Raw genomic sequence first — 20535 nt, 5'->3', positions numbered from 1 at the left:
GCTTCTTTGACCTTCAAAAAACAGACCTATCAGGCAGCCTGATTGTAGCGATCCCTACCAGTCGCCGAACCCTGTTCCATCTGGAACCGCTGCACCAGATCGAGCAGCGCTTCCACCTCGCCTGACAGTACCCGGCTGGCCGCGCTCGACTGTTCGGCAAGCGCCGCATTCTGCTGCGTCATCTGGTCCATCTGGTTGACGGAGCTGTTGACGTTATGGAGCGCGGAGGACTGGTCCTGCGTCGCAGTTGCGATGGTTTCGACATGCTGGCTGACGGTAACGATCTGCTGGCTGATGGCGGAAAGAACCGTGCCCGCCTCCTGCACCAGCTTCGAACCGGAGCTGACCTCATGCGTCGACTGGTTGATGAGCTGCTTGATCTCGCGGGCGGCGTCGGCGGAGCGCTGGGCGAGCTCGCGCACTTCCTGCGCCACCACGGCAAAACCCTTACCCGCCTCGCCTGCACGCGCCGCCTCGATGCCGGCATTGAGCGCAAGAAGGTTGGTTTGGAAGGCAATATCGTCGATGACCTCGATGATCTGCTCGATCTTGCGCGAGGCGTCTTCGATGCGGCCCATGGCGTCGACGGCGTTGCTGACGACCGAACCGGAACTGTCGGCGCTCTGCTTGGTGATGCGCACGGCCTCATTGGCCTCCCGCGCCCGCTCAGCCGACGATCTGACCGTGACGGTGATTTCGTCCACGGCGGCGGCGGTCTCTTCCAGCGAGGCGGCCTGATTTTCGGTGCGCTTCGACAGGTCGACCGACGATTGCTCGATTTCAAAACCGCTATGCTGGATGATCAGCGTGCGCTCGCGGATCTGCCCCAGCGCATCGCGCAGGTTAAGGAGAGATTCGTTGAAATCCGTGCGCAAGCGGTCGAGACGACCGGCGAAAGGCGTCTCGATCGTGCGGCTCAGATCGCCACGCGAAAGCCTGCCGAGACCGGAGGCGATCTCGCTGACCGCAAATTCGATCTGGCCGTCGAGCTCCTGTTTCTCGGCGTCGTTGCGGTGACGTTCGGACTCGGCTGCGGAGCGTTCCTCGGCGCTTTTGCCCTCGATCGCCAGTTTCTCGATCGCATTCTCGCGGAAAATCACCAGCGCGCGGGCGATGTTGCCAAATTCATTGGTATTGGTGGCGTAGGGGATCGGCGTGTCGAGATCACCGTCCGAAAGGGACTTAACCGCATCGGTCAGCTTGCCAAGCGGCTGGAGCGTGCGCTTGATGACGAAATAGGCGAGCAATCCGACGCCAAGCATGGCGAGCGCGCCGCAGATCAGCATCATATCGCGCAGGCTGTATATCTGCGCATCGTAGACATCCATGGGAACGCCCACGAACAGGATGCCGACGGTTGCGCCGGTCTTGTTCGTAACCGGCATATAACCGGTCATGTAGCTGGTGCCGAACAGCGTGGCCGTGCCAAAATAAGCCTCTCCCTTGGAGACTTTCGGGAAAGCGGGATGATCGGTAGCAAGCTTGGTGCCTGCCGCTCTCTCACCCTTTTCGTTCTTCAGATTGGTGGTCAGGCGAATGAACTCGCCGGCCTTGGCTTCAAAAACAGTAGAGATACCGCCGTTGCCGGCTGCCGTGCGATCGACGAGATCATTGTCACGCATCGTTCCGATGCTGGCGCGACCGACGCTCTTCAACTCGCCATCCACCATTTCGAGGGCAACGCCGCCGACCTTCATCTCATAGAGGATGGCCATGCCGCGCATTGCGCTGTGCGTATCACGCAGCGCGGTGGTGATGATGTTGTCCTTCAAGCGAATGTAGGTCGAAAAACCAACTGCCGCCACGCTGAGCGTGATCAGGCCGATCGTCAACGCGACGACCTTGCCAGCAACGGACTTAAAGAGCCGGTTGTGCATGAAACAGTTCCCCAAAGCCAAACTTATAAAAGTTCTAGTAGGCAACTGTTAAAAAAACGCGAAGTGTCGATAGCGCCTTTTAGCGGGGCATAAGCCGGTCCGGCGCCAGCCGGCTTATGAGGGACGGGAAAACCCGTCCGCCATCAGTGGATATAGCCGAGCCGGATGGCCTTGGCGATCGCCTGGATGCGGTTGACGGAATCGAGCTTGATCGTCGCCGAACCGAGATAGGCGTTGACGGTGTGCACGGAAAGCCCGAGCTTGACCGCGATTTCTTCGCTGATACGGCCGTCCCCCGCCAGTTGCAGGCAGGCGATCTCCCTCTCGCTCAGCGCCTCGGAAGGTGCCGCCTTGCGCTCGTCCAGCGCCAGCATGTCCACCATGATCTCGCAGCATTTGATGTGCTGTTCGATCACGACCTCATTGTCGAGAACGAGGTTGGTGCCGCAGAAAACGATATAACCATTGCCGATGGTGCCGAGCCGCACCGGAAGCGCCAGCCCCGCATAGGGCAAGGTATCGTTCTCGATGCGGCGCAGAAGTGCGGGCACATCGGGAAGGTCGGCAAAGCCGCCGGCATTCTTGTTGCGCCAGATGACCGGCAGGAGCGACGTCTCGATATGATCGAGAAGAATGTCGCCGACGGCGCGGATGAACTGCGCGCTCTGCTCTGCGGCATTCATGCCCCAGTTTTCCAGCTCGCAGGTCAGCTTCTTCTTGTTGGGGAAACCGGAAGCGGCAGCCTTCGTCACCACGAAATTGCGTGCGCCGACCAGCTTCTGCATGGCGACGAGCTTCGGAAAAAGATCCGACCGGCTCGTCACGACAGGGCTACGGTAAAACATGCCCGTCTGACCTGAACCCTCATTGTCTTTCGTCTGTACCATCCGTCCGACCATTATACGAGGTTGTTGCGCACGGCGTAGGCAATTGCCTCCGAGCGGGTTTTCGTCGCGGTTTTACGCATCACGCTTGTAATGTAATTATTGATCGTATTGCGCGAAATGCCAAGGATCATCGCAATTTCATCGCTCGTCTTGCCTTCCGCGATCCAGAACAGGCATTCGAGCTCGCGCTCCGTGAGATCGATATCGCGCACGGTCTTTGCTTCGCTGGCAATGCCGAAGCTGACGCAATAGCCCGTCAGCAGGGCGATTTCGCGCAGCCGTTCCGGCGAAGGCACCGCTTCTTCGGGAAACAGCAGCAGCAGCGAAAGCCGGATGCGTCCTACACAGAAAGACAGCGCCGAATATTGCCGGTCTATGCCGTAGGGAACCGAAACATCGTCGGGAAGGAAGAGCAGCCGCGGCTGCAGAAGCGAAAGGCATTTCTCCATTTCGCTCGATCTGTTCTGGCTGTTGGCCAGCTCGATACCGAGCCTGCGGACCAGATCGAAAGGCCAGTCGGAGGTGACGATGAATTTCAGTCCGGTTTCTTCGAGAAGATCATCCCGCGCCAGCAGATAATGCGAGGCGCCAGCGTAGGTTACGAGCAGATCCAGTGCGCCTGCAACGTTACCGGCAGCAGCCGTGGCTGCGACGTTTTTAGCAAGCTGATCGCGCGGCAAGGGCTTACCCATGCCCTCCATAGGCTTGGCAGACAGCCTGCGGATATCAACATCGACTTTCAATCGCCTACGCCCTCTTGCTCCCAGTGGGAGATTATACCTCGGGATGGAATCATTCCATTCGAGAAGCTTACCAAAATGGGACGGCAAGCCCCCGGAGACCGAATCACTTCATTTTATGGAACGGACTGGGATTTGCCATTACCTGACACCAGCCTTTCCACGTATTTCGCTGTTCGTCTATTGCTAAAAAAACATACTGAAAAGCTGTTCAATCCATAAACGGCATTCTCAGCCAATTCCCAGCAAACTGTATCGTTGCTGAATTTTTTGTAAACACTGTCCTGAAACGAGATTGCCACGGCTCGCCCGCCAAGCATAGCAAAAAGCCCAAAAACGGAAAAAAGGCCGGGTAAAACCGGCCTTTTCGATATTATGCAGCTTTTTCCACCGCCCATTTGCGCAGGATTTTGGCGGCTCTTTCCTCGCTGATTTCCACCATGCGGGAGAGCCTGCGCTCGGGTCCTTCGCGAACCCGGCGGTTGAATGTGCCCTCGCCATCGCCGCCCGCCAGAAGGTCGTCGGTGCTGTCGAAGCCGAAATCCGCCCCGAAACCTTCCATGAGACCGCCTGCGCCCGCATCCATGCCGGGAGAGAAATCCGGCAGTTCGAGACCGGCGGCCTCCTGGCTGAGCTGGCCTGCGGCGGCACCGTTGCCGGTCACGGTGCGAACCAGAGGGCGTACACCGAGCCAGACGACAAGGAAGGCGACAGCGACAAAGGCGAGCGAGTTGATGATGCCGGCGGAATTGCGGCTCAGCACTTCCATGATGCCGGGTCCGGTTACGGCCTCATCCAGCAATTGCGTTTCGAGGAAGTCCATCGCCGTCAGCGAGACGATGTCGCCACGGTCGGAGGAAATGCCCGCGGCCGAAGTGACGATCTTCTGCATTTCGGCAAGATAGGCGTCGATCTTCGCCTGATCGGCGGGCTCGCCGACCATTTTGGCGATCCGGCCCTTGTTGACGACGACCGCGACCGAAATCTTCTCGACGGTGTAGCCGTTCTTGACCGTGGCTACCGTCTTGGAATTGATCTCGTAATTGGTCTGCTCTTCCTTCTTGGCCGACTGGTCGGAGGACTGCGGACCGCCGCCGCCGCCCTGGGGCGCGGCCTGCGGTACGTTCTGCTCCACGGTCGCGGCCGTATCCGGCTGCGTTTCCTGGGACTTCTGGTCTTCCTTTACCGTGCGCACGGAGCGCTCGACGCGCGATTCCGGATCGTAGACGGTTTCCTGGATCTGGCGGCTGTCGGTATTGAGCTGCGCCGTGACGCTGGAGCGGAAATTGTCCATGCCGAGGAAAGGCGCCAGCGCCTTGTCGATATTGGTTTCGATTTCCTGCTGCACGTTCTGCGCCAGCGTCAGCGAGCGGTTCATGGCGGCATTGGTGACATCGTCGCCGGAAGCGAGAAGCTGGCCGGTTGAATCAAGCAGGGTCACATCGTCGACTTCAAGGCCGGGAACGGCCGAGGCGACGAGGTGACGGATGGAGGCGGACGCCTTGCGGCCGGCCGAAGCACTGGCGCGAATCATGACCGATGCGGTGGGCTTCTGTTCGCCGCGGCGGAAATTGCCGACGTCAGGCATGACGATATGGACGCGTGCGGCCGCAATGCCGTCAATCTGCTGGATGGAGCGGCCGATCTCGCCCTCAAGGGCGCGAACGCGCGTCACTTCCTGCATGAAGGAGGTCAGGCCGAGAGAGCCGACATTGTCGAAAAGCTCATAACCGGCATTGGCGCTGTCAGGCAGGCCGCGCTCGGCCAGAAGCAGCCTTGCCTTGCTGGTGAGGCCGACGGGAACCTGAAGGCTGGAACCATCGGTCCCCACCTGAAAGTCCAGACCCGATTCGGCAAGCGCAATGCTGATCTTGTTAAGGTCGCTTTTTTCAAGCCCCACATAGAGGGTCTCGTAAGCGGGACGGTTCACGTAAAGAGCTGCGGCAAGGATGATGGCCATGGACACAACGCCCACGCCGCCCAGCATCAGCAGCCGCGTCTGCCCCAGCGCCGCGACATTCTTCAAGACCTGAGGGATTTGATTTAACAGATTCATTCTGTTCCGCACCGTCATTCATAGAGTCCGAGACCTTTTGGCCCCGTCGTGACAATAGGGTGCGAAGCTTGCGCGAGCGTTGCCTTTCTCCGCATTCAGCAGGGAAAGGAACGTCGGCGGGAATATGGTCTAGAACAGGTCGAAGTCGCCGGAAGCCTTGTCCAGCGGCTGGGAATGGCCATGGCGGAAGGCAGCGCCCAGCGCCTTCTGCATTTCGGCCAGCTTGACAAGGCTAAGCGCGGTGGAAACATCCACGATCCAGTTTCCGGGGATGGAACCGGTGATGGTATCGATGAACTCCGCAAGGCCGCGGGTTTTCTGGACGGCAAGGTCGATGCCCTGCAGCAGCTTGACGCCTTCACTGGACAATTGACCGCTGGTCACTTCAAGCAATTGCGGCTCGATGCGCTCGATGAGATAGGCGACGTCGTGCAGTTCCGATACCACGCGCATCAGAACGTCCGGCAGGGCTTCTTCGAACGGAGTGGCGGCGGTGTGCTCTGCAAGCTGCATTGGAAACTCCGTGACTAGAAAAATTCGATGTCGTTGGCGACTGGCTTGGGGGCCGGCACCGGACGCGTTTCCATGGCAACCGTCTTCTGGGTTTCCGCGCCGCTGAGCGGGTGCTGACGCGCGCGCCCGGAGACCGGCCAGAACTCGATCTTTCGGCCGTGGTCCCCGCCTGTGGAGGAGCTTAAGACCGGAATACCTTCATCCTTCAGAAACTGCATGGCGAAGATGGCATTCTGCTCGCCGACGTTGGAGAAACTGGCGATCGTCTTTGCGCCGCCGAAAACCTTCGCTTCCAGCCGGTCGCGCCGCGCCCCCTGCTTCAGGAGCCCGTTGATCAGGAGCTCCATGAGATGCACGCCGTAACGCGTGGCATCTCCGCCGGTCACATTGCCCGTTCCCGGCAGCAGGAAGTGATTCATGCCTCCTAAGCCGGCAACGGGGTCTCTCAGACAGGCGGCCACGCACGAACCGAGTATCGTCGTCAGCACCACGTCGGGATCGCTGACGACCTTGTACTCGCCCTGAATGATATGTACGCGCTTGGCCGCAGCTTCAATCATTTCAGCGATCCGAAAACCGCCTCGATGGCAGCACGCATTTTGTCGATCGTGAAGGGCTTGGCCAGCACGTTGTTGGCGCCGAGCTGGGCTGCCTTCTGCACCAGCGCGCGGTCGCCCTGCGCGGTGAGGATGATGAAGGCGGCCTTCTTGGTGGTCGGGTTGGCCCTGACGGCGTGCAGGAAACCGAGACCGTCCATCTTCGGCATGTTGAAATCGGAAATGACGAGATGATGGGGCTGCTGCTCCATGATCTTCATTCCCTGCTCGCCGTCACCGGCGGCGGTGATCTGCTTGAAGCCGAGCTGTGTCAGCGCATCGCTGAGGAGCAGCCGGCTGGTCACCTGATCGTCGACGATCAGAACTTTGATCTTTTCTGCGAGAGACATTAGTCAGCACCTTCTTTGCGGGCAGTGGTTAGTTTCAGGATTTCTTCGCCGATGGAGGCCAGCGGGAGTTGCTGTTCCACGGCGCCAAGTTCATAGGCCACGCGGGGCATGCCGTAGACGACACATGTTTTTTCGTTCTGACCGACGGTGCGCGCACCGGCATGACGCATTTTCAACAGCCCGGCTGCGCCATCGCGGCCCATGCCGGTGAGAATGACGCCGACGGCGTTACGGCCGGCAAGCTCGGCCACCGAATCGAACAGCACATCGACGGAGGGCCGGTGGCCGTTGACGGGATCGCGTTCGACAAGCCGGCAGCAGGGTGCGGACCGGTTGGCGATCTGCAAATGGCGCTCGCCGCCCGGCGCAAGATAGATCTTGCCGGTCTGCAGACGCGCACCGTCCGTCGCCTCTTCCACCACGGGGGCGCAGATGCGGTTCAGCCGTTCGGCAAAACTCTTGGTGAAGGTCGGCGGCATGTGCTGGGTGATGACGGTCGGCGGGCAATTGGCCGGGAATTTCTGCAGCACGGCGATCAACGCTTCGACACCGCCGGTGGAGGAACCGATGGCCACGACCTTGCGCCCAGCGCGATATTCACTGACCGGGACCGGCTGCGGCGCGGCTGCGGCTTCCGGGCGCGCCGCACGGTAGGCGGCATGTTGCGAGCGGGCGGCGGCCTTCACCTTGTCGGCCAGATCGCCGAAGGGGCGTGCATCGCCCGGAGCCGGCTTGCCGACACAGTCGAAGGCGCCGATTTCAAGCGCGGCAAGCGAAGCATCCGCGCCGCGATGGGTCAGCGACGAGACCATGATGACCGGCATGGGCCGCAGGCGCATGATCTTTTCGAGAAATTCCAGCCCGTTCATTTCCGGCATCTCGATGTCGAGCGTCACGACATCGGGATTGAGCTGCTTGATGGCCGCGCGTGCTTCCATGGCGTTGCCGGCCTGCCCGACCACCTCGACTTCCGGATCGGCCTTGAGGACAGCCGAAATCAGGCCGCGCATGGTGGGGCTATCATCGACGACGAGTACCCGTGCGAGTGCGCTCATGCCTTCCTCCCCGAAGCGTGGCCAGTGAAGCGGTAGGTGGTGATGCCCGTATTGTCGAACAGGTTCTTGGCGTCACCGGAGACGCGTTCGGAATGCCCGATATAAAGATGACCGCCTTCCGGCAGCAGCCCGGCAAAACGCGACCAGATGCGCATCTGCGTCGGCTCGTCGAAATAGATGACGACGTTGCGGCAGAAGATCACATCGAAATTGCCCTTGAAGGGCCATTGCGTCATCAGGTTCAATTCGTTGAAGGTGATAAGGCGTTTGACCTTGTCGTCGATACGGAACTTGCGGCGACCGCCGGCATCGACTTCCGTGAACCATTGCTTGCGCATGGCGGGAGACACGGTTTCGAGCGCATTGTCGTCATAGACCCCTGCCCGGGCCTGCGCCAGAATCTTCGGGTCGATATCCGTCGCGAGAATTTTGAAATCGTAATCCGCCGCATTCGGGAACATGGCGAGCACGGTGAGCGCGATGGAATAGGGCTCCTGCCCATCCGAACAGGCGGCCGACCAGATGCGGACACGACCGCCGCTCTTCGCCCGGGCGATAAGGCCCGGCAGGACCTCGTCCCGCAGATGTTCGAAATGGTGGTTCTCGCGGAAGAAACGGGTGAAATTCGTCGTCAGATGCGACAGCATTTCACGACGCGCCTGCGCGCCATCCGGCGAGGACACCAATGCGCAATATTCGCGGAAACCCGACAGGCCGAGATTGCGGATATGCTTCGACAGTCGGGAATAGACCAGCGACGCCTTGGTGTCGTTGAGATAGATGCCCGCATCGGCATAGATCATCGCCGCGATTTCCGAAAGGTCGCGTCTCGTCAGCGGGTATTCGCCGCTGGCAAGAACCTCGTCGGGAGACTGGCGCTGGTCGCTGAAATTAAGTGCTGCCATGGATGATCCGCTTTCAACCTGTCGCCGCGAGCGACATTTCCTGCTTCAGGGGCTGTCCGCGCGAGGCGCTGACGATGGCATCAACATCCAGGATGAGCGCGACACGGCCGTCACCGAGGATGGTGGCGGCGGCAATGCCCGGAACATGGGTATAGTTCGCTTCCAACGACTTGATGACAACCTGACGCTGGCCCTGGATCGCGTCGACCATCAGGGCGCGCTGGCCACCGCCTTCCGATTCCACCAGAAGCGCGACACCTTCGACCGGATCGGCCTGGGTCGGGCGGAAGTTCAGCACGCGGCCGACATCGACCAGCGGGCAGAAGGAGTTGCGGATGGAGATCAGCCGCTGGTTCGCGCCGAAGGAATGAATGTTCTTCGCTTCCGGCTGCAGGGTCTCCACGATTGCCGTCAGCGGCACCACCAGCGTCTGGCCGGCCACCGTCACCACCATGCCGTCGAGAACGGCAAGCGTCAGCGGCAGGCTCATGGTGAAGGTCGAGCCATGGCCGGGGCGCGAGGAGATGCTGATGCGACCGCCAAGCGCCTGAATGGAGCGCTTGACCACATCCATGCCGACGCCACGGCCAGAAATGTCGGAAATCTTGTCCGCCGTGGAAAAGCCCGGTGCAAAGATCAGATTGTCGATCTCTTCATCGGTCAGGTTCGCATCGGCGGCGATGAGATCGTTGTCGATTGCCTTCTGGCGAACGCGCTCGCGGTTGATGCCCGCGCCATCGTCCTGAAGCTCGATCAGGATGCGGCCCGAACGGTGCTTGGCCGAAAGCTTGATGGTGCCTTCCGGGTTCTTGCCCGCCGCTTCGCGCTTTTCCGGCGTTTCGATGCCGTGGTCGACGGCATTGCGGATCATATGCGTCAGCGGTTCGGCCAGCTTGTCGATGACCGTCTTGTCGACTTCCGTGTTTTCACCTTCGGTGACGAGGCGGATCTGCTTGCCGATCATGTCGGCGACTTCGCGGACGATACGCGACATGCGCTGGAAGACGGGCTTCACCGGCTGGGCGCGGATCGCCATGACGCTGTCCTGAATTTCGCGCGTCAGCTGCTGTAGTTCGTCCAGACCCATATTGACGGCGGAGGTGCCGCTCGCATCGTTTTCGATGACGCTCTGCGACAGCATCGCCTGATTGATGACGAGTTCGCCGACGAGGTTGATCAGGCGGTCGACACGGTCGAGGTCGACGCGGATGGTCTGGCCGGCACTGGCATTGGCCGCTGCATTGGCATTCGCCTGGGCTGCGGCAGGCGCTGCCGCCGCTTCACGCTTTTCGATTGCCGCATTGACGCTCTGGGCGATCTGCGTTGTCGCAACGGCCGTTTCGACCGCTGCGGCAACGTAGGAGGCTTCAGCCGGGGCGATTTCAACAGCGGGCTGCTCTTCCGGTCCGCTATCGAGGGCCGAAAGATCGAACGGCACCGGGATCATCGGAAGCTCTTCCGCGTCGTCTGCGGCATCCGAAACAACCGGCACGATTTCGAGATCGCAATCCCATTCGGCAAATTCGAAGACGCTGCGGATGCCCTCTTCGCCCTTGTCGGTCGCAATCGAAACCGTCCAGGAAAGATAGGATGCTTCGGGATCGAGCTTGTCCAGAGAAGGCAGCTCCGACATGTCGCAATTGATGCTCATTTCGCCGATGCGCGAAAGATCGCGCAGGAGAAGAGCTGCCTCATTGCCTTTCGAATAAAGCGACGCATGCGGCTTGAAGGTGATCTGGAAGGACGGAGCTTCCATCAACGGCGTGGTTTCGTCGGCAAAGTCCGTGAAGGAGAACGGGATCGGCTCGAAGCCGCTCTCATCCGTCGGCTTGGGTGCGACGGGTTGCGGCGCCTTGACGGCGACCGGCGCTGCCACCGGCGCGGAAACCTGTACGGTTTCGCCGTTTGCCAGCGCTTCCAGTTCCTTGACGAGGCCACGGGTGCGGCTTTCATCGACGCTGCCGCCGTCTCTGGCCGCATTGGTCAGGTCCGCCAGCACGTCGGCGGAGCGCAGCATGACTTTCAGAACATCCTGTGTCGGCTCCAGCTTGTTGGAGCGGACGCAGTCGAGGGTCGTTTCAAAAACGTGGGCGAAGGCCACGAGATCATCGAGACCGAAGGCACCCGCCCCGCCCTTGATGGAATGAACGGCACGGAAAACGGCATTGACGGTTTCCGGGTCACGGTCGCCGTCATTCAATTTAAGAAGCCCCGATTCCAGTTCGGCGAGCTGCTCCTCGCATTCCTGGAAAAAGATTTCCTTGATTTCGTTCATATCCATCGTGAAATGTCCCGTATCAGGCGGTTACGCGTTCAATGGCATCGATGAGTTTCGCAGGGTCGAACGGCTTGACGATCCAGCCCGTCGCACCGGCCTGACGGGCGCGGTTCTTCTTCTCTGCGTCGCTTTCGGTCGTCAGGACGAGGATCGGGATCGCACGATACTTTTCGTTGCGCCGTACACCCTCGATGAAGCCGAAACCATCGAGACGGGGCATGTTGATGTCCGTCACGATAACATCGGGGTTGCTCTGCTCGAGCACTTCGAGGCCCTCGATGCCGTCTTCAGCCTGAATGGTTTCGAAACCGGCATTGTTGAGCGTGACCAGGAGCATGTTCCTGATCGTCCGGGAATCATCCACGGTAAGAACTTTTTTCTTCACTTTTGCATCTCCTTGGGGAGCAAATGGTCAATATCGACGCCTATCAGTTTCATCGTCTTGTCGAATGCATCGGACACCCTGGCAAAACCGAACCGCTTGCCATCCTCTTCCCAGGACTTCGCGCCGGCCATGAGGACCTGGGCGCAAAGCGCACCGATACGCTCCACCTCGGACGCATCTACCGACAAAGGTGCTCCCCTCAGCGTCATCAGCTTGCCGTGCAGGGCCGATGCTTCGTTGAGATCCAGCACCGGTGACAGTTTCAGCGTCGCCTCAGCTGCTTTTCTGGCTGCCATTACACGACTCCCTGACGTCTGAATTGTTGGTAATCCTGGCCGTAATCCGTGCGATTATCCGCACGGGCCATAAATGAAGTGTCCTGCCGGTCCGCACCGGACGCCGGTCTCGCCTGCCCCTGACGGGCGATGCGGAATTCGCGGATGGTGCGGCCGAGTTCGAGGATGACGGTTTGAAGCGCGTCAGCCTCGGAGGCGCTCGCGCTGATATCGACGGCGTTCCGGCCGGCCTGCCTGTGCTGCTCACTGATATCGGCGGCAACCGATTGCAGTTCGCCGGCCTGCTCGGCCGTATACCGGGAGACTTCCGCGATCATGTCGTTGATGCCCGAGACCTGCCGGACGACACCGCCGATTGCATCCTGCGTGCGGTTGACCATGCGCACGCCGCCCTCGACCTGCGTCTTCGTGGTGCCGACAAGGCTCTTGATCTCCCTTGCAGCATCGGCGGAACGCTGGGCGAGCGCCCGGACCTCCTGCGCGACGACCGCGAAACCACGTCCGCTTTCACCCGCGCGCGCCGCCTCGATGCCGGCATTGAGGGCGAGAAGGTTGGTCTGAAAAGCAATCTCGTCAATCGTGCCGATGATCCTGCCGATCTGTTCGGCGGATTGTTCGATGTCCGACATGGCGTCAATCGCCTCGCCGATAGCCTTGCCGCTTTCGACCGCCGCCTCGCGGGCGCGGGAAACAGCCGTTTCCGTGGCCGATATGCGCGCGCCGTTTTCCGCAACGTTCCCGATCATCGTCTGGATGGCGCGGGAGGTTTCGGCCAAAGCTTCGGCCTGCTGGCGGGAGCGCTCGGCCATGGAGCGGCCCATATCGGCAAAGCGCGCGCCGAGCGCCTCGGCCTCGCCTATGCTGTTTTGCGCCGCGATCAGCGATGCGCCAATCGTTTCCAAAGCCGTGTTGAAGGAAACCGCAACATCGCGATAGGCTTCCGGCACTTCTCCGCCGATGCGGGCCTGCAAATCGCCTGCGGCAAAGGCCGTCAGCGCCGTGCCCAGCAACTTCACCGCTTCCGAGCGGTCATTGTCGCGCTGTTCCGCCAGTTCGCGGCCATGGCGCAGGCGCAATTCGTTGAAGCGCAACGAGACAGCGATTTCGGTATCGACCATCACCAGACGGACGACATTCTTGACGGCTTCCGCCAGTTCACGGGTTTTCTTGCGGTTGCCGGGCAGGATGGAGCGCGGCGCGTGTTCGGCCACCAGCCCGCCGACGAGATGTTCCAGAACCACCGCGTGGCTGGCGATCTGCCAGCGCGGATCGAGCCCCATGCGGCTGGCATTGTCGGAAAGAACCTTCACCCGCTCGGCATAGAGCGCGTCGAAACGCGCATCGGTCAGAACGCTCCAATGCGAGGATTGCAGATCGTGCAGCCGGTCGAGCTGGTTTTCGCTTTCGAAAGACGGAGAACAGTCCGGCATGGACTGAAAACGGGTCATCACGTCCCGAAGGCCGGCCTTGACGTAAGGCTCCAGCATGCTGCGATAGCTGCGCAGGAAATCGGATTGCGTCTCGTCGAGGCCGGCAAAACGCAACCGTCCCGCCAGGCTTCCGCCTGCCGATCTGCGCGCTTGATCTGATGGCAAATCCTGCCCCAACCGACGTCCCCAACAACATGACGGCCGGTAAAACCCGGCCAAATTGGCCAAGGTTCAGAACGCCAGCACCCTAAGGGGATTTTTGAACGAACATACCCATCGCGGACGATGCGGCATCGACGCTTGCCAGACCTTCTTGAACCAAGAAACGAAAATACCGGATCGGCACCGGTACGGCAGTGCGGCGTCATGCCTGGAAGGGGAGAGAACCCCATTCCGCCGTGGAAATACCATCAATCTTTATGGTTAATTCCTTGCTTGAAAGTTAAGAAACACAGGCGTCGGCGTCAAACGGTAAAATTTGTAAAAGCTTTTAGCCAATGCCGCCCTCACTTTGCCGCAAACGGGCAAAAACGAAAAGGAATCGGACGCCGCGGGCGGTTTTTCCCGCATGCGCGCTGGACAAGCATGTCCGGCTTCCCCTAAAACAAATCAACAGGATATTCGCTCAACGGTGATGCTTTAAAGAGACCTTTACGATCAAGGAGATGCCAACTTGCCATGGATGGAGAAAGGCCGCAGTTCAAGGCGCCATCCACAAGTGTTGATCGGCCTCGTGGTCGCAAGCCTGCTCGTCATGATCGGCTTTCAGGCGCCGGCCAGCGTAAAGCCCCTTTCCAAAACCAGCCGTCTCGAACGATTGCAGAGCGTCGATCCGGGCCGTTCCGTTTCTCTTCGAGAAAAGGATTGCGGTAGCGGCAATGATTTTGGCTGCAGGGCCGGCGATGCCGGCTCGGGCTTTCGTCTGGACGCGTTTGCCTCACCCGCCCCCAGCCTCGGGGATAGCGCCGACGTCTCGCTCGTTGCTGTTGCCATCGTGCCACAAGCTTCCCGAGACTTTGCCAGCGTGGTTCCACGCGCGCCTCCGCATATTATGTATTAGTCATTCCGGCGGTCCTCATCATTCGGTTCATTGCGAACCTTGAGGGATCGGAGTCGTCGGAAACCCGCCGTAGGCTCCCATTCCAGAGAGAAAACCGCCGCCGCATATGACACTTGCAACCATTCTTCCATTCATTGTCGCATTGCCCTTCGTTGGCGCGCTTCTGACGGCCTTCATGCCGCGCGAGGGTGCGGCCGCCGGTCCCGCCTCCGTCGCGGGCGCAGTCGCCCTTTTCGGCCTTGTCAGCAGCATTTTTCTTTATACGAGCGTCAGCGGCGGCGCGGTTCTCAAGTATGATGTGGAATGGCTGCCCCAGCTTGGCCTGAACTTTACGCTGCGGCTGGACGGATTTGCCTGGATTTTCACGATGCTCATTACCTGCATCGGCCTGCTGGTGGTGCTCTACGCGCGTTATTATATGTCGGCCGAAGACCCGATTCCCCGTTTCTTCGCCTTCCTGCTCGCCTTCATGGGCTCGATGCTCGGCGTGGTGCTCTCCGGCAACGTCATCCTGCTGTCGATCTTCTGGGAAATGACCAGCATCTTTTCGTTCCTGCTGATCGGCTACTGGCATCAGAACGCCGGTGCGCGCGACGGCGCACGCATGGCGCTGACGGTGACCGGCATTGGCGGCTTCAGCCTGCTGGCCGGCCTGCTTATCCTCGGCCATATGGCGGGAAGCTATGACCTTGACAGGATCATCGAGGCCGGTGCGGCCATCCGCGCCCATTCCCTCTATGTACCGGCGCTCATCCTCATTCTGGGCGGCGCGCTGACCAAGAGCGCGCAGTTTCCGTTCCATTTCTGGCTGCCCAACGCCATGGCAGCGCCCACACCCGTTTCCGCCTATCTGCATTCGGCCACCATGGTGAAGGCCGGGGTTTTCCTGCTAGCGCGGTTCTGGCCGGTGCTGGCGGGCACGCCGGAATGGTTCTGGCTCGTGGGCGCGGCCGGCATCATAACCCTGCTGCTCGGCGCTTATTTCGCCATGTTCCAGCAGGACCTCAAGGGGCTGCTCGCCTATTCCACCATAAGCCATCTCGGCCTCATCACCACGCTGCTCAGCCTCGGCAGCCCGCTTGCGGCAGTGGCCGCCATTTTCCACATGGTCAACCACGCCACCTTCAAGGCCTCGCTCTTCATGGCGGCCGGCATCATCGACCATGAAACCGGCACCCGCGACATGCGGCGCTTAAGCGGGCTTTATACCTATATGCCCGCAACCGCGACGCTCGCCATGGCGGCGAGTGCGGCCATGGCGGGCGTGCCGCTGTTCAACGGCTTCCTTTCCAAGGAAATGTTCTTCGCCGAGGCCGTCGAAACCCATGCCGACTCGCTCCTGGACCGGGCGCTGCCCTATGTCGCGACGCTGTCGGGCGCGTTCGCCGTCGCCTATTCGCTGCGCTTCATCCACACGGTTTTCTTCGGCCCCAAGCCCGTCGATCTGCCAAACCCGCATCCGCACGAGCCGCCGCGCTGGATGCGTTTCCCCATCGAATTCCTCGTCTTCGCCTGCCTGATCGTCGGCATCGTTCCGAGCCTCTCCATCGGCCCGTTCCTGCATTCGGCCGTGCTTTCCGTTCTCGGCGCGCAAACGCCGGTCTACAGCCTGTCGATCTGGCACGGTTTCAACCTGCCGCTGATCATGAGTATCGCGGCGCTGATCGGTGGCGTTACGATCTATGTCCTGCTCGGCGGTTATTTCTCGCGCTGCGACGACGGCCCGCCGGTCTTCCGGCATTTGCGGGGACAGCGCATCTTCGAGCGCATTCTCGTCACCGTGTCCTGGAAATGGGCGCGGTGGCTGGAAAGCACGCTCGGCACGCGGCGTCTGCAGCCGCAGCTGAGGCTTCTTATCCTCGTGGCGCTTCTCGCCGGTTTCTCGCCTCTCTTCCTTTCGGAATTCTCCCTGTCGCTGCCGCGCGTCACGACCTTCGATCCCATCTTCGCCATTCTCTGGCTGATCGGCATGATCGCGGCCATGGGTGCGGCCTGGCAGGCGAAATATCACCGCCTCGCCGCGCTCGTCATGCTCGGCGTCTCGGGCCTTGTCACCTGCCTCACCTTCGTCTGGCTTTCCGCGCCGGATCTGGCCATCACCCAGTTGCTGGTGGAAATCGTCACCACGGTTCTCATCCTGCTCGGCCTCAGATGGTTGCCGAAACGCTTCGAGAAGGTCGACAGCAGCGATGAGCTGCCGGCGCAGCTTCGCCGCGCCCGCGACTTCCTGCTCGCCGCAGGCAGCGGTATCGGCATGTCCGTCATCGCCTATGCCGTGATGACGCTGCCGGTGCCGAATGCGATTGCGACCTATTTCCTCGAACGCGCCTATACCGAAGGCGGCGGCACCAATGTCGTCAACGTCATTCTGGTCGATTTCCGCGGCTTCGACACCTTCGGCGAAATCGCGGTGCTGGCCATCGTCGCGCTCACCGTCTTTGCGCTGCTTCGCCGTTTCCGCCCCGCCCATGAAAGCATCGGGGTGCCGGAACAGCAGCAGATGCAGAACGCCTTCGATGCCGAACGGCCGGACCGCAGCAATGGCGATACGGTTCGCGACTATCTCTATGTGCCGTCCATCGTGATGCAGTGGATGTTCCCTGTCATCATCACCTTCTCGATCTTCCTGTTCATGCGCGGGCACGACCTGCCGGGCGGCGGCTTTGCGGCCGGCATCACCATGGCCATCGGCTTCCTGCTGCAATATCTCGCCGGCGGCGCACGCTGGGCGGAGGACCGCATCCGCATCCTGCCGCTGCGCTGGATGGGTTTCGGCCTTTTGATGGCGGCGGCGACGGGTATTGGCTCCTGGTATTTCGGCTACCCGTTCCTGACCTCCTATTTCCAGTATACGGAGATACCCTATATCGGCAAAATGCCGACGGCATCCGCCCTGCTGTTTGACCTCGGCGTCTTCTCGCTGGTAGTCGGCTCCGTTGTTCTTATCCTGATAGCACTGGCACACCAATCGTTGCGTAACTACCGCGTTCGCACGCCTGAAGCCGCAAAAGCGGAGGACGTGTAATGGAACTTATTCTCGCCATCGGCATCGGCATCATGACCGGCTCCGGCGTATGGCTGGTGCTGCGCCCGCGCACCTATCAGGTCATTGTCGGGCTTTCGCTGCTGTCTTACGCCGTCAACCTCTTCATCTTCGGCGTCGGCGGCATCAAGACCAATGCGCCGCCGGTGCTGGTCAACGGCGTCGACAGTTCGACGCTCGCCGACCCCGTGCCGCAGGCGCTGGTGCTGACGGCCATCGTCATCGGCTTTGCCACCACCGCATTGTTCCTTGTCGTGCTGCTCGCCGCCCGCGGCCTCACCGGCACCGACCATGTGGACGGGAGGGAGACGAAATGATGTCGTTCCCCTTCCACATCGTCATCGCGCCCATTCTTCTGCCGCTGATTACGGCGGCCCTTCTGCTGTTCTTCGACGAGCGCCAGCGCGTGGCGAAAGCCGCCATCAGCCTCACCTCGACAGTGCTGTTGCTGGTGGTCGCCATCTTGCTGTTCCGCGAGGTGAACTCGACGGTCAATACCGAGATCGCCGCCGTGGTGTCGAGCGGCGTCTATCTGCTCGGCAACTGGCCGGCGCCCTTCGGCATCGTGCTCGTCGCCGACCGTCTTTCGGGCCTGATGGTGCTGTTAACAGCGCTGCTTGCCATCCCGTCCTTGATCTATTCGATGGCGAAGTGGCACAGGTCGGGCGCGCATTTCCATTCGCTGTTCCAGATGATGCTGATGGGCGTCAACGGCGCGTTCCTGACCGGCGACCTCTTCAATCTCTTCGTCTTCTTCGAAGTGATGCTGGCCGCGTCCTACGGTCTGTTGCTGCACGGCTCCGGCCAGCAGCGCGTCAAGGCCGGGCTGCATTATATCGCCATCAACCTCGTCGCCGCCCTGTTCTTCCTGATCGGCGTCAGCCTCATCTATGGCGTTACCGGCACGCTGAACATGGGCGATCTCGCCCATCGCATCGAGGGGCTCAACCCCGATCAGCGCATGCTCTTGGAAACCGGCTCGGCCATCCTCGGCATCGCCTTTCTGGTCAAGGCCGGCATGTGGCCACTGAATTTCTGGCTGCCCTCGGCCTATGGCGCGGCGTCGGCCCCGGTGGGCGGCCTCTTCGCCATCATGAGCAAGGTCGGCATTTATGTCATCGCCCGCCTGTCCTTCCTGCTTTTTGGGCAGACGGCCGGGGAATCGGCCGGTTTCGGCCATGATGCGCTGTTGGTCGGCGGCATCGCCACCATCATCTTCGGGGCCATCGGCGTTCTGGCGTCGCAGGCGCTGGGGCGGCTGGCGGGTTTTTCGGTTCTCGTCTCATCGGGAACGCTGCTTGCCGCCATGGGCACCGGCAATCCGACGGTGGCGGCCGGCGCGCTTTATTACATGGTCAGCTCCACCCTCACCATCAGCGCCTTCTTCATGCTGATCGAACTCGTCGAGCGCGGGCAGGATGCCGGCGCGAACGTTCTTGCCGTGACCATGGAGGCCTATGGCGAGGGCGACGAGGAAGAGGAGGAAGAGGAAGTCGGCGTGACCATGCCCGCGACCATGGCGGTGCTCGGCGCCTGTTTTGCCGCCTGCGGCATTCTTCTGGCCGGCCTGCCGCCGCTTTCGGGCTTCATCGCCAAATTCTCGATGCTGACCGCTATTCTCAACCCTTCCGGGCTCGGCGCCAATGACAGCGTTTCCACACTGTCCTGGTGGCTGGTTTTCCTGATCGTCTTTGCCGGTTTCGCCTCGCTGATCTCGATGACGCGCGCCGGCATCCGCACCTTCTGGGCTTCCATCGAAGGCACCGTGCCCCGCGTTCTCGTCATCGAAATCGCCCCCGTCATGCTGCTGCTCGGCCTGACGCTTGCCATGACCGTGCAGGCGGGGCCCGTGATGCGATACATGCAGGAGACGGCGCGTATTCTCGACCTGCCGGCAAGCTATATTCAGGGCGTCATTTCCGCACCGAGGGCGGGAAGCAACCCGGAGGCAGAGCCATGATAAGCCGCATCCTGCCCTACCCGCTGCTGACGATCTCGCTGATCTTTTTCTGGATGACGATCAACAGCTTTTCGCCGGGGCATCTGCTGCTCGGCACCGGTGTTGCGCTTGTCGCCTCCTGGGCGATGGCGTCGCTCAGGCCCGCCAAGCCGCGCATCCGCAACTGGCACAGGCTGGTGCAGCTGATCCTGATCGTGCTTTACGATATCATCAGGTCCAATCTCTCGGTCGTGAAGATCATCCTGTTTAAGCGCGAGAGGGACCGCAAATCCGGCTTCCTGGCTGTGCCGCTCGATATTCGCGACCCGATGGCGCTTGCGGTGCTGGCGACGATCCTGACCTCGACGCCGGGAAGCGCATGGCTCGAATATAATTCCAGCCAGGGCACGCTGCTGCTTCACGTTCTCGACGATGTGGATGAGGCGGCCTGGATAAGCCTCATCAAGAACCGTTATGAAAAACTGCTGATGGAGATATTCGAATGAGTTCGATTATCCTTTTCTGGTCCTTTTCGCTGGCGCAGTTCATGCTGGCCATCGCCATGGCGATCTCGGTCTATCGCATCGCCATCGGCCCGCGCGCGCAGGACCGCGTGCTGGGCGTGGATACGCTCTATGTCAACGCCATGCTGCTTCTGCTGACCTTCGGCCTGCGCACCGGCAACGACATCTATTTCGAGGCATCGCTGCTGATCGCCATCCTCGGCTTCGTCTCCACCGTCGCCCTTTCCAAATTCCTGATGCGCGGGGAGGTGATCGAATGAGCGAGGCGCACGAATTTCCCCTCTGGGCCGCCATCGCCGTGGCCTTCTTCGTGCTGCTCGGCGCCTCGCTGACGCTGATCGGCACCATCGGCTTTGCCAGGCTCAACAGCTTCTATGAGCGCCTGCACGCACCCACACTCGGCACCAGCTGGGGCACCGGCGGCATCGTCATGGCCTCGATCATCTATTTCTCCGTCTCCGGCGACCGCTTCGCCTTCCACGAAATCTTCATCGGCATATTCATGACGGTGACGACACCGGTTTCCCTGATGCTGCTGGGACGTGCTGCGCTTTATCGGGACCGGGCGGAGCAGAATACGGATAATCGGGAACATCTGTAG

20 protein-coding genes are annotated in these 20535 nt (G+C 60.8%); 7 read left to right on the top strand and 13 right to left on the bottom strand.

The genetic code is table 11. The annotated features are described in order from the left end of the window. Nucleotides 1-29: 29 nt before the first annotated feature. The 13 genes from O3W47_RS18500 to O3W47_RS18440 form a co-directional block, all read right to left on the bottom strand. Nucleotides 30-1877: a methyl-accepting chemotaxis protein gene (locus O3W47_RS18500; RefSeq protein WP_269314346.1), complete on the bottom strand. Its 1848-nt coding sequence runs from the start codon at nucleotides 1875-1877 to the stop codon at nucleotides 30-32. 143 nt (nucleotides 1878-2020) lie between these two features. Continuing rightward, nucleotides 2021-2722 (bottom strand): transcriptional regulator VisR, encoded by a 702-nt coding sequence (gene visR, locus O3W47_RS18495; protein WP_003522758.1) that lies wholly within the window; start codon nucleotides 2720-2722, stop codon nucleotides 2021-2023. Nucleotides 2723-2775: 53 nt separating this feature from the next. After that, on the bottom strand, nucleotides 2776-3507 hold the full coding sequence (gene visN, locus O3W47_RS18490) for a transcriptional regulator VisN (RefSeq protein WP_035262791.1): 732 nt from the start codon (nucleotides 3505-3507) through the stop codon (nucleotides 2776-2778). A gap of 370 nt (nucleotides 3508-3877) precedes the next feature. Further along, nucleotides 3878-5560, bottom strand: a complete 1683-nt coding sequence (fliF, locus tag O3W47_RS18485; protein WP_269314345.1) for a flagellar basal-body MS-ring/collar protein FliF — start codon at nucleotides 5558-5560, stop codon at nucleotides 3878-3880. A gap of 129 nt (nucleotides 5561-5689) precedes the next feature. Beyond that, complete coding sequence (gene cheT / locus O3W47_RS18480) at nucleotides 5690-6073, bottom strand: chemotaxis protein CheT (RefSeq protein ID WP_003522761.1); 384 nt, start codon at nucleotides 6071-6073, stop codon at nucleotides 5690-5692. 14 nt (nucleotides 6074-6087) lie between these two features. Then, nucleotides 6088-6633 (bottom strand): chemoreceptor glutamine deamidase CheD, encoded by a 546-nt coding sequence (gene cheD, locus O3W47_RS18475; protein ID WP_003522762.1) that lies wholly within the window; start codon nucleotides 6631-6633, stop codon nucleotides 6088-6090. Next, on the bottom strand, nucleotides 6630-7019 hold the full coding sequence (cheY2, locus tag O3W47_RS18470; RefSeq protein ID WP_003503467.1) for a chemotaxis response regulator CheY2: 390 nt from the start codon (nucleotides 7017-7019) through the stop codon (nucleotides 6630-6632). The genes cheD and cheY2 overlap by 4 nt, the downstream gene beginning before the upstream one ends. Next, entirely contained in the window at nucleotides 7019-8074 is a 1056-nt protein-coding gene (gene cheB, locus O3W47_RS18465; RefSeq protein WP_003522763.1) for a protein-glutamate O-methylesterase CheB, read from the bottom strand. Before cheB ends, cheY2 begins: the two co-directional genes overlap by 1 nt. Continuing rightward, a complete protein-coding gene (cheR, locus tag O3W47_RS18460) occupies nucleotides 8071-8979 on the bottom strand; it encodes a protein-glutamate O-methyltransferase CheR (RefSeq protein WP_003522764.1) in 909 nt (302 codons plus the stop codon). The genes cheB and cheR overlap by 4 nt, the downstream gene beginning before the upstream one ends. A gap of 13 nt (nucleotides 8980-8992) precedes the next feature. Continuing rightward, nucleotides 8993-11260 (bottom strand): chemotaxis protein CheA, encoded by a 2268-nt coding sequence (locus tag O3W47_RS18455; protein ID WP_269314344.1) that lies wholly within the window; start codon nucleotides 11258-11260, stop codon nucleotides 8993-8995. A 16-nt stretch (nucleotides 11261-11276) separates the two neighbouring features. Then, entirely contained in the window at nucleotides 11277-11642 is a 366-nt protein-coding gene (cheY1, locus tag O3W47_RS18450; RefSeq protein ID WP_003493773.1) for a chemotaxis response regulator CheY1, read from the bottom strand. Then, nucleotides 11639-11938 carry an STAS domain-containing protein gene (locus tag O3W47_RS18445; protein WP_003522766.1) on the bottom strand — a complete coding sequence of 100 codons (300 nt, stop codon included), beginning with the start codon at nucleotides 11936-11938 and terminating at the stop codon, nucleotides 11639-11641. The genes cheY1 and O3W47_RS18445 overlap by 4 nt, the downstream gene beginning before the upstream one ends. Next, complete coding sequence (locus tag O3W47_RS18440) at nucleotides 11938-13533, bottom strand: globin-coupled sensor protein (protein ID WP_269314343.1); 1596 nt, start codon at nucleotides 13531-13533, stop codon at nucleotides 11938-11940. The genes O3W47_RS18445 and O3W47_RS18440 overlap by 1 nt, the downstream gene beginning before the upstream one ends. A 517-nt stretch (nucleotides 13534-14050) precedes the next feature. On the opposite strand from O3W47_RS18440, the gene O3W47_RS18435 reads away from it, so the two are divergent. The 7 genes from O3W47_RS18435 to mnhG all read left to right on the top strand — a co-directional run bounded on the left by O3W47_RS18435 (nucleotide 14051) and on the right by mnhG (nucleotide 20535). Beyond that, on the top strand, nucleotides 14051-14428 hold the full coding sequence (locus O3W47_RS18435; RefSeq protein ID WP_269314858.1) for a hypothetical protein: 378 nt from the start codon (nucleotides 14051-14053) through the stop codon (nucleotides 14426-14428). 106 nt (nucleotides 14429-14534) lie between these two features. Then, nucleotides 14535-17453, top strand: a complete 2919-nt coding sequence (locus tag O3W47_RS18430) for a monovalent cation/H+ antiporter subunit A (protein WP_269314342.1) — start codon at nucleotides 14535-14537, stop codon at nucleotides 17451-17453. Continuing rightward, nucleotides 17453-17788: a Na+/H+ antiporter subunit C gene (locus O3W47_RS18425; RefSeq protein WP_020810384.1), complete on the top strand. Its 336-nt coding sequence runs from the start codon at nucleotides 17453-17455 to the stop codon at nucleotides 17786-17788. Before O3W47_RS18430 ends, O3W47_RS18425 begins: the two co-directional genes overlap by 1 nt. Continuing rightward, nucleotides 17785-19431 (top strand): monovalent cation/H+ antiporter subunit D, encoded by a 1647-nt coding sequence (locus tag O3W47_RS18420; protein WP_035239397.1) that lies wholly within the window; start codon nucleotides 17785-17787, stop codon nucleotides 19429-19431. The genes O3W47_RS18425 and O3W47_RS18420 overlap by 4 nt, the downstream gene beginning before the upstream one ends. After that, on the top strand, nucleotides 19428-19916 hold the full coding sequence (locus O3W47_RS18415) for a Na+/H+ antiporter subunit E (RefSeq protein WP_174022733.1): 489 nt from the start codon (nucleotides 19428-19430) through the stop codon (nucleotides 19914-19916). The genes O3W47_RS18420 and O3W47_RS18415 overlap by 4 nt, the downstream gene beginning before the upstream one ends. Then, nucleotides 19913-20194 (top strand): K+/H+ antiporter subunit F, encoded by a 282-nt coding sequence (locus O3W47_RS18410; RefSeq protein ID WP_003522772.1) that lies wholly within the window; start codon nucleotides 19913-19915, stop codon nucleotides 20192-20194. The genes O3W47_RS18415 and O3W47_RS18410 overlap by 4 nt, the downstream gene beginning before the upstream one ends. Then, entirely contained in the window at nucleotides 20191-20535 is a 345-nt protein-coding gene (mnhG, locus tag O3W47_RS18405; RefSeq protein ID WP_003522773.1) for a monovalent cation/H(+) antiporter subunit G, read from the top strand. Before O3W47_RS18410 ends, mnhG begins: the two co-directional genes overlap by 4 nt.

Source organism: Agrobacterium sp. LMR679, from assembly GCF_027157905.1.
GTDB lineage: Bacteria > Pseudomonadota > Alphaproteobacteria > Rhizobiales > Rhizobiaceae > Agrobacterium > Agrobacterium leguminum.
The sequence above is the reverse complement of the archived record's forward strand: the minus strand, read 5'-3'. Positions and strand labels throughout refer to the sequence as shown.

What these genes read in the sequence shown, in the direction of transcription:
- O3W47_RS18425 (WP_020810384.1), top strand. Translation starts at nt 17,453, where the DNA reads ATGGAACTTATTCTCGCCATCGGCATCGGCATCATGACCGGCTCCGGC.
- O3W47_RS18455 (WP_269314344.1), bottom strand. Translation starts at nt 11,260, where the DNA reads ATGGATATGAACGAAATCAAGGAAATCTTTTTCCAGGAATGCGAGGAG.
- cheT (WP_003522761.1), bottom strand. Translation starts at nt 6,073, where the DNA reads ATGCAGCTTGCAGAGCACACCGCCGCCACTCCGTTCGAAGAAGCCCTG.
- O3W47_RS18500 (WP_269314346.1), bottom strand. Translation starts at nt 1,877, where the DNA reads ATGCACAACCGGCTCTTTAAGTCCGTTGCTGGCAAGGTCGTCGCGTTG.
- O3W47_RS18420 (WP_035239397.1), top strand. Translation starts at nt 17,785, where the DNA reads ATGATGTCGTTCCCCTTCCACATCGTCATCGCGCCCATTCTTCTGCCG.
- cheY2 (WP_003503467.1), bottom strand. Translation starts at nt 7,019, where the DNA reads ATGTCTCTCGCAGAAAAGATCAAAGTTCTGATCGTCGACGATCAGGTG.
- mnhG (WP_003522773.1), top strand. Translation starts at nt 20,191, where the DNA reads ATGAGCGAGGCGCACGAATTTCCCCTCTGGGCCGCCATCGCCGTGGCC.
- O3W47_RS18430 (WP_269314342.1), top strand. Translation starts at nt 14,535, where the DNA reads ATGACACTTGCAACCATTCTTCCATTCATTGTCGCATTGCCCTTCGTT.
- O3W47_RS18415 (WP_174022733.1), top strand. Translation starts at nt 19,428, where the DNA reads ATGATAAGCCGCATCCTGCCCTACCCGCTGCTGACGATCTCGCTGATC.
- cheR (WP_003522764.1), bottom strand. Translation starts at nt 8,979, where the DNA reads ATGGCAGCACTTAATTTCAGCGACCAGCGCCAGTCTCCCGACGAGGTT.
- visR (WP_003522758.1), bottom strand. Translation starts at nt 2,722, where the DNA reads ATGTTTTACCGTAGCCCTGTCGTGACGAGCCGGTCGGATCTTTTTCCG.
- O3W47_RS18435 (WP_269314858.1), top strand. Translation starts at nt 14,051, where the DNA reads ATGGAGAAAGGCCGCAGTTCAAGGCGCCATCCACAAGTGTTGATCGGC.
- cheD (WP_003522762.1), bottom strand. Translation starts at nt 6,633, where the DNA reads ATGATTGAAGCTGCGGCCAAGCGCGTACATATCATTCAGGGCGAGTAC.
- fliF (WP_269314345.1), bottom strand. Translation starts at nt 5,560, where the DNA reads ATGAATCTGTTAAATCAAATCCCTCAGGTCTTGAAGAATGTCGCGGCG.
- cheB (WP_003522763.1), bottom strand. Translation starts at nt 8,074, where the DNA reads ATGAGCGCACTCGCACGGGTACTCGTCGTCGATGATAGCCCCACCATG.
- O3W47_RS18410 (WP_003522772.1), top strand. Translation starts at nt 19,913, where the DNA reads ATGAGTTCGATTATCCTTTTCTGGTCCTTTTCGCTGGCGCAGTTCATG.
- O3W47_RS18445 (WP_003522766.1), bottom strand. Translation starts at nt 11,938, where the DNA reads ATGGCAGCCAGAAAAGCAGCTGAGGCGACGCTGAAACTGTCACCGGTG.